Source organism: Gordonibacter sp. RACS_AR49, from assembly GCF_030418435.1.
Taxonomy (GTDB): domain Bacteria; phylum Actinomycetota; class Coriobacteriia; order Coriobacteriales; family Eggerthellaceae; genus Gordonibacter; species Gordonibacter urolithinfaciens.
Genome location: NZ_JAIUDM010000006.1, coordinates 156,810 through 169,524, shown reverse-complemented (window position 1 = coordinate 169,524; position 12,715 = coordinate 156,810). Strand labels below are relative to the sequence as shown.

8 protein-coding genes and 1 pseudogene are annotated in these 12,715 nt (G+C 67.1%); 7 read left to right on the top strand and 2 right to left on the bottom strand.

The window, feature by feature from the left end:
- The 3 genes and pseudogenes from LB310_RS11220 to LB310_RS11210 all read left to right on the top strand — a co-directional run.
- A pseudogene (locus LB310_RS11220) lies at window positions 1-320 on the top strand (hypothetical protein); the annotation flags it as partial.
- Between the two features lie 100 nt (window positions 321-420).
- Entirely contained in the window at window positions 421-2,433 is a 2,013-nt protein-coding gene (arsS, locus tag LB310_RS11215) for an arsenosugar biosynthesis radical SAM (seleno)protein ArsS (RefSeq protein ID WP_301155075.1), read from the top strand.
- Between the two features lie 213 nt (window positions 2,434-2,646).
- Window positions 2,647-4,161, top strand: coding sequence for a hypothetical protein (locus tag LB310_RS11210; protein WP_278805823.1), 1,515 nt, complete (start codon window positions 2,647-2,649; stop codon window positions 4,159-4,161).
- Window positions 4,162-4,245: 84 nt separating this feature from the next.
- On the opposite strand, the gene asnB is transcribed toward LB310_RS11210, so the two are convergent.
- Window positions 4,246-6,228, bottom strand: a complete 1,983-nt coding sequence (gene asnB, locus LB310_RS11205) for an asparagine synthase (glutamine-hydrolyzing) (protein ID WP_278805822.1) — start codon at window positions 6,226-6,228, stop codon at window positions 4,246-4,248.
- A 291-nt stretch (window positions 6,229-6,519) separates the two neighbouring features.
- Complete coding sequence (locus tag LB310_RS11200) at window positions 6,520-8,343, bottom strand: amidohydrolase family protein (protein WP_278805821.1); 1,824 nt, start codon at window positions 8,341-8,343, stop codon at window positions 6,520-6,522.
- Window positions 8,344-8,686: 343 nt separating this feature from the next.
- Between LB310_RS11200 and LB310_RS11195 the strand changes: the two genes are divergently transcribed.
- From LB310_RS11195 to LB310_RS11180, 4 genes are all read left to right on the top strand, one after another.
- Entirely contained in the window at window positions 8,687-10,069 is a 1,383-nt protein-coding gene (locus LB310_RS11195) for a sodium-dependent transporter (RefSeq protein WP_278805820.1), read from the top strand.
- A gap of 251 nt (window positions 10,070-10,320) precedes the next feature.
- Window positions 10,321-10,671 carry a hypothetical protein gene (locus LB310_RS11190; protein ID WP_278805819.1) on the top strand — a complete coding sequence of 117 codons (351 nt, stop codon included), beginning with the start codon at window positions 10,321-10,323 and terminating at the stop codon, window positions 10,669-10,671.
- 6 nt (window positions 10,672-10,677) lie between these two features.
- Window positions 10,678-11,712 (top strand): hypothetical protein, encoded by a 1,035-nt coding sequence (locus LB310_RS11185; protein ID WP_278805818.1) that lies wholly within the window; start codon window positions 10,678-10,680, stop codon window positions 11,710-11,712.
- Window positions 11,709-12,704, top strand: a complete 996-nt coding sequence (locus LB310_RS11180) for a peptidase U32 family protein (RefSeq protein ID WP_278805817.1) — start codon at window positions 11,709-11,711, stop codon at window positions 12,702-12,704. Before LB310_RS11185 ends, LB310_RS11180 begins: the two co-directional genes overlap by 4 nt.
- Window positions 12,705-12,715 lie beyond the last annotated feature (11 nt).

The following is a 12,715-nucleotide window of genomic DNA, read 5'->3' as shown; positions in this document are numbered from 1 at the left end:
CCGAGCCCGAGCCCGAGCCCGAGCCCGAGCCCGAGCCCGAGCCCGAGCCCGAGCCCGAGCCCGAGCCCGAGCCCGAGCCCGAGCCCGAGCCCGAGCCCGAGCCCGAGCCCGAGCCCGAGCCGACGGCTGCTCCTGCGGCGGGCGAGCCGGCGGCCTGCGGCGGGGCCGTCCCCGACGAGGCTGGCAGCCGCGTCGAGCAGCCGGGGCGCGAGCGGTTCGCGCGGTTCCGGAACCTGTACGAAAGCCGTGACGGCAGCTTGTGCGTGTTCGAGGACGAGCACGGCCATCTGGTGGCGGTGGACGCCTCGAAGCTTGCCTAGCGGAGCGCCTCCCTCTTTCGCCAACTTATTGCTGGCATTACGCGATTATTGGATATAATCCTATATTAACGAGAACCGCAGCGAGAAAGGATGCGCATCCATGTCGTCATGCTCCGTGCCCGGCCAGGTGCGCCGGGTGTTCAAGGACGCGGGCCGGGTCTGCCCGGTCGACTACCGCCTGGCCTCCGACGCCTTCGCCGGCGATCCCGAGGTTGCGTGCGACGTGCTGTACGTGGTGGGCGGCCTGTACGGCAACCCGTTTGCGCTCGATGCGGTGGACCGCCTGGTGGCAGCCGAGCAGGGCGACGTGCGCGTCGTGCTGAACGGCGACATGCACTGGTTCGACAAGACGGCCGAGAACTTCGCCGCCTTGGAGCGGCGGGCATCGCGCTACCTGCCGCTCGTGGGCAACGTGGAGGCCGAGCTGCGCCGCCAGGTGGACGTGGGCGTGGGGTGCGGATGCGCCTACCCGGACTGCACGGGCGACGACGCGGTGAGCCGCTCGAACCGCATCCACCGAAAGCTGTCCGAGGCCGTGGACGCCCATCCCGAGCTCAAGGAGCTGCTGGCGGGCCGGCCCGCCACGTGCACGGTGGGCGTGGCGGGCCGCAAAGTGGCCGTCACGCACGGCGACGAGCAGCTGATCGGCGGCTGGGCCTGCTCGCGCGAGTCGCTGCAGGACGTGCTACGGCAAGACGAGCTCGACCGGTGGATGGCCGCCAACGACGTGGACGTGCTGGCCTGCACGCACACGTGCGCGCCCGCGGCGCTCTCGCTTGCGCGCGGGCTCGTGGTGAACAACGGGGCGGCCGGCCTGCCGAACTTCTTCGGCCAGCACTTCGGGCTGGCTGTGCGCGTGGCGGCCGCTCCGCACCCGGATGCGCTGTTCGGCGCCGAGCGCGACGGCCTCTATGTGGAGGCCGTGCCGCTGCGCTATGACCACGACGCCTACCTGGCCTGGTTCGACGAGCTGTGGCCGGCGGCCAGCCCGGCCGCCGTTTCGTACCGCGGCCGCATTGTCGACGGCGCGGACGACCGGTTGGATGACGCGTTGCTTGGCGGCTTCAGCCGCGGCCCCTCCGCCCGCACCGACGCCCCGCCGCTTCGGGCGCATGCGACGAAGGGCGACGTGGAGCTGGCGCTGGCCGGGCTCGTGTACTTCGAGGACGTCGTGGACGACGCCTCCTGCCTGCGCACGGCGGGCGAGCCGTCCACGATCCAGGTCAACGTCACGGCCCGCTGCAACCTGGCCTGCGCCCACTGCCACGTGGAGTCGGGCCCGCACCGTACCCAGGCCATGGACCGCGCCGTGCTCGAGGCCGTGCTGGCCGTGGCCGCGCGCCCCGGAATCGACACGGTTGACGTGACGGGCGGCGCGCCCGAGATGCACCCCGACTTCGCCTGGTTCGTCGAACGCGCAGCAAGCATGGCGCACGTCATGGTGCGCACAAACCTCGTCATCCTGCGCGACCCGGCGTACCGGCCGCTCATGGACCTCTACGCCCGGCTGGGCGTAGAGGTGGTGGACTCGCTGCCCAACGTACACGACGCGCAGGCCGAGCAGCAGCGTGGCGGCGGCACGTTCGACCCGAGCATCGAGGTGCTGCGCGAGCTGAACGGCCGCGGCTACGGTCGCGATGGCCGGCACGTTCTGGACCTGGTGTTCAACCCCCAGTGGCCCGTTCTGCCGCCCGACCAGGCCGAGCTGGAGGCCGTCTACCGCCGTCGGCTGGCCGCGCTGGGCGTGTCGTTCGACCACCTGTTCGCCGTCGCGAACAACCCCATCGGGCGCTACGGTGCGCATCTCATCGACGCCGGCGCGTTCGACGGCTACCTGAACCTGCTCATGGACAGCTTCAACCAACAGGCGTGCGACGGGATGATGTGCCGCCGCCAGCTGTCCGTGGGCTGGGACGGGCGCGTGTACGACTGCGACTTCAACCAGGCGCTCGGTCTGCCTGTCCGCCGCGAGGACGGCGGTGACCGCACGGTCTTCGACTACGCGGCCGACCCTGCGCTGCCCCTCGCGCGTCCCATCCGCTTCCGCAACCACTGTTATACCTGCACGGCCGGCAGCGGCTCGAGCTGCGGCGGCACCATCGTGCAGGAATAGCCCCGACGTCGCAGGGCTGCCCGGTCCGCCTGCCGCCTCGTGGCCTGCACGCCGCGCCGGCCCCGGGTCCCTTCCGGGGATGCGCGCAGCGTCTCCGCTCGATCAGCACGCCGCGCCCCCGCACGATCATCTTTTTAGTTGACATGCCATATTAGTAGATATAATCTATTACTGGCATCAATCAAGTTAATCAGAACGTGAGGGGACGACCGCATGGATTCGACAACCGGGATCTTCTTCTGGGGGTTTCTCATCGTGTACGGCATCGTGATGTTCCTGCTCTCGCCGAAGACCGTCTCGCTGGGCGGGTTCTTCAAGGGCGAGGACAAGCTGGGCCGCGCCGCCAATCCGTGGATGATCACCGCCTCCATCTTCATCGCGTGGATCTTTGCGAAGTCGGTCACGAACGCCGCCAACATGGGTGCGAACTTCGGCATCGTGGGCGGCATCGGCTACGCCATGTACTGGCTGTGCATCCCGCTGACCGGCTGGGCACTGTACCGCCTGCGCCGCAAGTTCAAGGCCACGGGCATGATCAGCTTCCTCACCGAGCACTATGGCATCGCCGCTGCATTCTGCTTCTCGGCTGCTATTTTGGTGCGCCTGTTCAACGAGGTGTGGTCGAACACGTCGGTCGTGGGCGCGTACTACGGCGCGTCCGGCTCGGCGCCGTTCATCATCGCGGCACTGCTGTTCACGGCCATCACCGTGGGCTACTGCTGCTGGGGCGGCATGCGCGGGTCCATCATCACCGACGTGGCGCAGGCCATTCTCTTCGCCGTGCTGCTCGTGGCCGTGCTCGCGTGGGTGGTTCCGCAGCACAGCCTGGCCGACTTCGCGACGTCCGGCACCTGGACGCTCGGCGGCGGCGTGGACTTCATCATCGGCGCGGGCCTGCAGTGCCTTTCGTACGGCTTCCATGACGCCGTGCTCACCGACCGCGGCTTCATCTGCGAGGAGAAGAAGATGCTCAAGAGCTTCACCGTGGCCGGCCTTCTGGGCTTCGTGGCCATCGTGCTGTTCTCGCTCATCGGCGTGCACGCCTACCTCGACGGCATGAGCATCGCCGGCTCCAGCGCGCCGGTCGTGGTGGCGCAGAGTTTGGGCATCATGGCGTTCTTCATGATGGCTGTTATCATGATAGCCACGGCCGGCTCCACGCTGGACTCCACGTTCAGCTCTCTGGCGAAGCTCACGGCACGCGACCTGCCGGGCATCCTGGGGCATACGCCCAAGATGAACCCGCGCATCATCGGCATTATCTTCATGATTGTCTTCGGCATCGTGGGCAACCTGCCCATGATCATGGGCGCCGACATCATCACGGCCACCACCATCTCGGGCACCATGATCATGGGCCTCGGCCCTATCTTCCTGCTGCACGGCGTGGTGAAGCCGACGAAGGTTGGCTTCCAGCTGGCGTTCTGGGTTGGCATGGTGCTGGGCATCGTGGACACGGTGGCGCCAGCTGCGCTTGGGTTCATGGATATCGGCGGCGGCTCGTACGCGAACTTCCTCGGTGTGAACCTCTGGGGTGCCGTGGCGTGCTGGGCAGCGTACCTCATCCCCGGCCTCGTGGCACAAGCCGCCGAGAAACGAGCCGGCATCGAGCCCACCTGGAAGGGTCTGTCGCGGGAAGACCTCGCCCGCCTCGACGCGGACGCGAAGCGCCGCGAACAACAGGGCCTCGACCTCGACCCCGAGGACTTGGCGACTACGGGAGCGTAAACTTCCCTCATCCTCGGTTTTCACTCGTAGGGGCGGCCTAGTGGCCGCCCCTACGAGTCTTCCGTTCCGCCTCTCGTTTTTTGTTTACGCCGCCGGCTTCTCCGGCGCTTTCTGGTCCACGAAGTAGATCTTGTACCACATGAGGAACATGTAGACGATCCATATCTTACGGGAGCGGTCGGCGCCGGCCTTGTGTTCGTCCAGCACGCGCACCAGCTCGTCGGTGTTGAAGAACTTGCTTGCGATGTCGCCGGTGAACCACTCCTTGATCTCGTTGTAGTAGCGATCCTGGCGCAGCCAGTTCACCATGGGCACGGGAAAGCCCAGCTTCTCCTTCTGCGCCCAGTCCTTGGGGATGGCGCGCTCGGCGGCCTCGCGCAGCGTGAGCTTCGTCTGCTCGCCGTTCGCCTTGAGGCGGGTGGGGATGGTGGCCGACACGTCGAACACCTGCTTGTCGAGGAACGGCACGCGGCTCTCCAGCGAATGGGCCATCGACATCTTGTCGGTCTTGAGCAGGATGTCGCCCACGAGCCAGAAGAACAGGTCGACGTACTGCATGCGCGTGGTGTCGTCGAGGCCCGCGACCTCGGCGTATGCCGGCGCGATGAGCTCCTGCGGGGACGGCACGCGCGCCCCGGCGTCGGTGCGCTTGCCCGCGCGCAGACGCTCGCGCTCGGCGGGCGAGAATGCCACGCCGTTGGCGTTGGTGTAGTACCAGTCCTCCGGCGTCTCGCTCGCGCGCTCAAGGTAGTTCGCGCCGCGCACGCCGAGCGCGCGGGCCGCCTTCGACGCGCCTTTGAGCAGGCCCTTCGGTGCCCACGACAGCTTCTGGTTGGCGAACGGCGTCTGGTAGATGCGGTAGCCGCCGAAGAACTCGTCGGCGCCCTCGCCGGAGAGCACGGCCTTCACCTGCTCGGCGGCGATCTGGTCGACGAAGTAGAGAGCCACGGCGCTCGGGTCGGCGGACGGCTCGTCCATGTGCCACTGCACGCGGGGCAGGCTCGCCCAGTACTCCTCCTCGCCGATGTGCTTGGAGCTGTTCTCGATGTGCAGCTCGTCGGCCAGCTCACGCGCCCAGGATATCTCGTCGCGCTCGCCCTCGTACTCGGCGAAGCCCACGGTGAACGTCTTGATGGCGGGGTTCTCCTTGGCCAGGCACGCGGCCATGTAGCTGGAATCGATGCCGCTCGAAAGGAACGATCCCACCTCCACGTCGGCCACATTGTGGTAGCGCACGCTCTCGCGCATGGCGGCGTCGATGGCCTCCACGGTGTCCTCGCGACTGCGGCCCTCGTCGAAGTTGTACTCCGGCCGCCAGTAGCGGCGCATCTCGGTCGTGCCGTCCGCGCGCACGGTCATGCAGTGGGCGGGAGGCAGCTTGAAGATGCCCTTGAAGAAGGTCTCGTCAAGGGCCGAGAACTGGAAGCACAGATACTGCTCGAGCGCTTCCTCGTTGAGTTCGCGCTGGTAGGCGGGGTGCTCGAGGATGCACTTGATCTCCGAGGCGAAAATGAGCTGCGGGCCAGAAGCTCCCTGCTGCACCGTGTAGTAGAACGGCTTGATGCCGAAGAAGTCGCGCGCGCAGAAGAGCTCGCGGGACTTCCGGTTCCAGATGGCGAACGCGAACATGCCGCGCAGCCGGTCGAGCACCGCCTCGCCCCAGGCCAGGTAGCCCGTGAGCAGCACCTCGGTGTCGGAGCTCGTCTGGAACGCCCAGCCCTCGGCCTCGAGCTCCGCGCGCAGGTCGCGGTAGTTGTAGATCTCGCCGTTGAACACGATGGCGAAGTCGCCCTTGGCGGCCGCCGCCTCGGGGCTCGCGCAGGGCGTGCCGTCCGGCATGAGCGCGGGGGAGGTGACGGCGGAATCGTGCTCGCCGGTGGCGCGCACCATGGGCTGGTTGCCGCCCTCGAGGTCGATGAGCGAGAGCCTCCGGTGCCCCAGCGCTATGCCGTTGTCAAGGTACTGCCCCTCGCCGTCGGGCCCGCGGTGGGCCATCACGTCGCACATGGCCTTCAGGGTGGGCAGATCGGCCTCGGTGGCCCCGGTGAATCCGCAGATTCCGCACATGGTAGATGGTACTCCTCGCGTCGTGATCGTTGTTTTCCGCGCCCTCGGAGGTCTGCGGAAATGCGTAGATATCTACGCAAAAACCAGCACGTAGATATCTACGTTAGCTTCGCCCATGATAGAGGAAAACCCACCGGCGCCCAAGCGTCTCAACCAAGACCGCAGATTTGGTTTTGCGGCGTGCGGCGAAAAACGAGGCGCTGCGATGCGCGGGTCGCAGCGCCTCGTGCGAGGAAGGCTGGCGGGGTATCCCGCCCTATCTGCCGCTCCCGTTTCGTCCAGCTCTTCCGTTTACGACTGCTGCTTGGCGGCCTCTTCGGCGTCGAATACCTTCTCGCCGCGCAGGTACGTGGCGAGCACCTTCGTGTTCTTGATGTCGAGCGGTTTCGCCTCGAGGACGTTCTGATCCACCACGATGAAGTCGGCCGCCTTGCCCTCCTCGAGGCTGCCCGTCTCGCCGTCGAGGGACAGCGCCCAGGCGGCGTCGGCGGTGAAGCTGCGGATCATCCGCTTGATGTCCACGCGCTCCTCGGGCCACAGCAGGTAGGCGGGGTCGTCCATGTCGGTGATGTCGGGCACGTCGTAGGGCTTGCCGTCCACGAGGTTGCGCGTCACGCCGAACTGCATCGCATAGAAGGGGTTGGGGTTCGAGGTCACCGGGAAGTCGGAGGCGGAGACGAGCGTCACGCCCGCGTCTGCGAACGACTTCATCGGGTACATCTTCTCGGCCCGCTCGCCGAGCGCGGGGCTTTCCTTCGACTCCCAGTACTGCGGCTCCTTGAAGTGCCAGTAGGGGTCGGCCACGGCCGTCACCTCCAGCTCGGCGAAGCGCGGGACGTCGTCCTCCTTCACGAGCTGCAGGTGGGTGATGGCGTTGCGCTCGTCGTCGTCCGGCACGGTCTGCTCGGCGTACTCGATGGCGTCGAGCCCCATCGTCACGGCCTCGTCGCCGATGGCGTGGATATGCGCGAGCATCCCCGCGCGGTTGATGGCCGCGGCGGCCTGGTTGAGGGGGTCCTGCTCCCAGCCGGTCTCGCCGTAGTTGGACGGGTTGTTCGCGTAGGGCTCGGATAGCAGGGCCGACTCGTTGTCCATCACGCCGTCGACGAATATCTTGCCGGCGATCACTTTGAGCGCGTCGCTGTCGTACTTCTTCTTCAGCTCCTCGAGCTTGGCCAGATCCTCGTCGGTCTGCCAGCTGGTGACGATGCCCGCGCCGCGCACGCGCATGGTGAGCCCGTCGCGGTCCGCGAGCGCCTGGTAGCCCTCGTAGGGCACGGGAAAGAAACCGTTGCCGGGCGGCGTAAAGATGGACGTGTAGCCCAACGCGTTGAGGCCCTGCAGAAACGTCGCCAGCCCATCGGCCACGTTCTCCTGATTGACGGGGTATTTTGAGGTCATCGACATGGCGGAGTCGGCCAGCGTGCCCCATAGGCTGCCGTCCTCGTTCTTGTAGATCTCGCCGCCGGGCGTGGAGGGCGTGTCGGGCGTGATGCCGAGGAGCTCGAACGCCTTCGAGTTCAGCCACGCGCCGTGTCCGTCGAACGAGTACACGAGCAGCGGCTTGTCGGGGCTGATCTCGTCGAGGCGCTCCTTCTTGGGCCCGCGCTCCAGCTCTTCGCCGGGGTAGAGGCTGGCCATGTAGCCGAAGCCGAGGTACGTGTCCTTCTCGGGGTGAGCGTCGACGTATTCCTTGATGGCGGCCAGCTCGTCGTCGGCGGTGGGGAGGCCGATGAGGCTGAAGTCGAAGAAGTCGGGCGACCCCGAATGGATGTGGCCCTCGATGAGGCCCGGCAGCACGAATCTGCCCTGGAGGTCCACCACGCTCTGGGCGGTGTCCTTGTAACGCTGCCCGTCGGACGACGAGCCGACGAAGGCGATCTTCCCATCGCGGACGGCCAGCGCTTCGGCCATGCGGTCCTGGCCGTCGACCGTGTAGATGACGGCGTTCTCGTAATAGGCGTTCACGGGCTCGTCCGCGTTCGACGCGGCGTTCGGCGCGGAGGCGTCCGTGCCCGCGCTCGAGCAGCCGAACAGGCCGAGCCCGGCCGTGGCGGCGAGCACGGCGCTTCCCGCCAGGAACGTGCGGCGGGACAGGCAAACAGGATGGTTCATGGGTGGGATCCTCTCGTTTCGACGGCAGAGCGAGCTCCATAATGCAGCGCAGAGCATCGCGATCGGCTCGCGACCAACAACCGCCAACGAACGGTGCCCGGCGCGCATCCCGCCCGTAACGACGCGCGACCGGACGCGCTGCGGGTCGGGCTGCGCGACCCTGGTCGCCCATGAGCGCGCTTCTGCGAAAACGTGGTCGCCAAGCGGGGTTTTCCCGCTATAATGATGCATTTGGATCGCGCCGCAGAGGGTGGATGTTCGGCGGCGCCCGTATCCGGCCTCCCGCGGACGCGTCCGCGCCGGGGGTTCCCTTGCATTGATCGATCGACAACGGAGGTTATCGATGTCTTCTACCGGCACGCCCGCGCGCTCGTCTTGGTCGGGCAAATGGGCGTTCATCCTGGCCGCCGCGGCTTCCGCCGTGGGGCTGGGGAACATGTGGCGCTTTCCCTACCTCGCCGCCAAGTACGGTGGCGGCACGTTCCTGCTCACGTACCTGGTGCTCGTGTTCACGTTCGGCGTGTCGCTGCTGCTGCTGGAGACGGCGCTTGGGCGCACGACCGGGCAGTCGGCCATCGGCGCGTTCAAGCAGTTCGGCAAGAAGTACGCGTTCATCGGCATTCTGGCCTCGGCCGTGCCGTTTATCATCACGCCGTACTACTGCATCATCGGCGGCTGGGTGACGAAGTACGCGGCGGCCTACCTCATCAACGGGCCGGAGGCGCTGGCCGACGGCGGGAACTTCTTCTCGGGCTTCATCACCAGCAACACGGAGAGCTTCCTGTGGATGCTGCTGTTCATGGCCATCGTGTTCATCGTGGTATCGCTGGGTGTGAAAGGCGGCATCGAGAAGGCGAACCTCATCATGATGCCGGCGCTCATCGTCATGGCGGTGGCCATTGCGGCCTACACGCTCATGCAGCCGGGGGCGGCCGAGGGGGCGCTGTACTACCTGGTGCCCGACTTCAGCAAGTTCTCGCCGGAGTTAGTCATCGGCGCGCTTGGGCAGATGTTCTATAGCCTGTCGTTGGCCATGGGCATCATGATCACGTACGGTTCGTATCTGGACCGTAAGTCCAGCCTTACGCAGAGCGTCACGCGCATCGGTTTCTTCGACGTGGGCGTGTCGTTTCTTGCGGGCCTCATGATCGTACCTGCTGCGTTTGTGGCTATGGGCTCGGGCGACGCCGTCGCGGGTGCGGCAGGGCCGTCTCTCATGTTCATCACGCTGCCGGGAGTGTTCGCCGGCATGGGTGATGCGGCCGTGGTTGTGGGCTTCGTGTTCTTCTTGCTGGTATTGTTCGCGGCGCTGACCAGCGCCATCTCGCTTACCGAGACGTGCGTGTCCATCATCCAAGACGGTGCGGGCTGGTCGCGCAAGAAGGCGCTCGGCACGGTGATCGGCGTGGTTGTGGTGGCGGGTATCTTCGTGAACTTGGGCTACAACGGCCTGTCGTTCATCGAGCCACTGGGCGCTGGCACGACACTTTTGGACTTCTTCGACTTCTTCTCGAACTCGGTGCTCATGCCCATCGTGGCGCTGCTCACGTGCGTGTTCATCGGCTGGATCGTGAAGCCGGGGCTCATCGTGAAGGAAGTGAAGCTTTCAAGTTCGTTCAAAGCCGAGAAGGTGTGGACGGTTATGATCAAGTTCGTGGCGCCGGTGCTGGTGGTGGTGATCCTCGTGGCTTACGTGGCCGCGCAGTTCGGACTGTTCAGCATGTAGCCTGTTCGGTAACCATACGAGCGCTTCGCGGGGCGCCCTCGGCAACGGGGGTGCCTCGTTCTTTTTCGGGGTGCTTACGGGGCGGGTACGGGCGGGAAAGGGACGCCCGGCGCGGCGCCTTTCGCGCGAGGTGCGCGCTACCATGTTGGGAACGCGGCGCCACCGGCCCATCCTCCGCCGGGAGGCGTCGCGACGGCGGTCCGTGGGGCCGCCTTTTTCAGCCGCGCATTCTACGACGAAAGGGGTCTGCCATGATGGAAGACACGATCGACGAGTTGAAGGGCCAGCCGCGCGACGAGGGCTACGGCAAGGGCGAGAGCTACGGGCACGGCGAGGGCGGCCGCGAGGGCGAGGGCTACGGCGCGGGCGAGAACGGCCGCGAGGGCCGCCGCCGCGGCGAGGGCTATGGCGAGGGATACGGCTCCGGCGAAGGCGGGCATGCCGGCGAGCGCTACGCCGAAGGCTCCGGCAAGGCCGACGAGCAGTACGGCAAGGGCGAGGGGTATGGCGAAGGCTCCGAGAAGGGCGAGCGGTACGCCTCGGGCGAGCGCTACGGCGAAGGCGAGCGGTACGGCCAGGGCGTCGCCGAGAACGAGCAGTAGCCGGCAATGCAATCGATACCCGCGTGCAGCGTGGCCGACGTGGCCGCGGCGGCCCGTGCGCACGGCATGACGCTTTCCACGATGGTGGAGCGTACCATGCAGGCGGCGGGCCGCCGCTCGGTGAGGCGGCTCTACATCGGCTCGAACTTCTGCAGCCAGTACTTCCTGCGCCAGCCCGACCAGGTGTGGCGCGAGGCGTTCTCGCTTTGCCGCCGCGAGGGCATACCGGCCACGCTCGTGGTGCCGGTGTTCTCCCAGAAGGACCTGGCCGAGGCGCGCCGCCGCATCGACGAGCTGGTGGGAGCGAACCGCGGCGTCGTCGACGAGATAACGGTGAACGACGTGGGCATGGTGGCGTACTGCCTCGACCGGTACGGGCTGCCGCTGAACGCGGGGCGCCTGTTCTCTAAGGAGCCGCGCGACCCGCGCTACGCGGAGCTCTTCGAGGAGAAGCATGCGGTGGGCGTTCCCGCGCTCGTCACCGAGCTGTTCCGCCAAGGCGAGCTGCAGGGGCTCGAGCTCGACCCCACGCATGCGGCGCTCGACCTGTCCGAGCTGCGCGGCTACATGCCGCATCTCGAGGTGGGCGTGCACATGCCCTACTGTTATATGTCCACGGGCTCGATTTGCGAGCTGGCCGGCATCGGCCGCCCCGTGCGCGAGAAGTTCCGACCGAATGCGCCATGCAAGCTCGAATGTGCGCGTTGCGCCATCGGCTACGGGCTGCCGTACGGCGTGCGGCTGCTGAAGTTCGGCCGCGCCGTGTACTTCCCGAACCACGGCTGCACCGTGTGCGAGGGAGAGGACTTCCGCATGATCGTGTCGCCGTTCGACGTGCTGGTGCCGCGCCGCGATGCGAGGGTTGAGCACGGCCCTGGGGTAGTGCGCTTCCAAGCGAAGGAAGGGCAGGGATGCGAGCGCGCGGCCGCCGCCGAGGTCCCGGCGGCGGAACTCGGTCCGGGCCAAGGTCCGGCCGCTGTGCCCGATCGGGGCGGGACGACGGCCCGCGTGTCCCTCGCGGCGGCCGGGAGCGCGCGATGAACCCGCTCGTGCCGGTGAACGACCGGGCATACCTTGGGCGCTACGCCGAGGCGGGGGGCGAGGAGTTCTACGTGGGCTTTCACGATGCAGCCTGGCACGAGCGCTTCGGTGACGTGGCGGACCTCAACCGTATGACGGGCTTCCAGCACCAGGCGAACCCCTACGGCTTCGACGAGGTGCTCGATATCGTGGACGAGGTGCGTGTCCTGGGCAAGAAGCTCTACGTCACGTTCAACGCGAACGTCTACACCAAAGAGCAGCTGGACTTCCTGTACGGCTACTTCGAGAGGCTGCACGCGGCCGGCGCGGCGGGCGTCATCGTGTCGGTGCCGGAGGCTGTGGAGCCGGCGGCCGACAGTGGCCTGGCGGTGGTGGCGTCCACCATGTGCGGCGTGTACAACGCCGACATCGCGCGCTTCTACCGCGAGCTTGGCTGCACGCGCGTCATCGTGCCGCGCGACATGGGACTGGCCGAGATCGAGGCGCTGGCGGAAGCCGTGCCCGATGTGGAGCTGGAGGTATTCCTCATGCGAAACGGCTGCATCTTCGCAGACGGCTACTGCCTGGGCCGTCACTTCCAGAACCGCAACGCGCTCTGCTGGGATGTGCGCCACGCCGACCGGGAGTTCTACACCGTGGGGCGCGGCAGAAGCCTGTCGGGCGCTGCACGCGAGAACAACGAGGCCTACGGGCGGTTCCACCGCACTGCCTGCGGCCTGTGTGCCATATACCGTTTGGAGCGTGCCGGCGTGGCCGCGGCGAAAATCGTCGGTCGCTCGGACGACTCGGCCTGCATCCTGCGCGACATCGAGGCCGTCGTGCGCAACGTGGAGATCGCGCGCGCGTGCGTCGACGAACAGGAGTACCTTGCGCGTATGGATGTGCCGTCCGAGCGCGCCGCCGCCTGCACGGACGGGCTGTCGTGCTACTACCCGGAGGTGAGGTTTCCCCGCACGGTCGCGCCGCGTGTCCCTCGGCGCGCGGCGGGGTAGGGCCGGCGGTG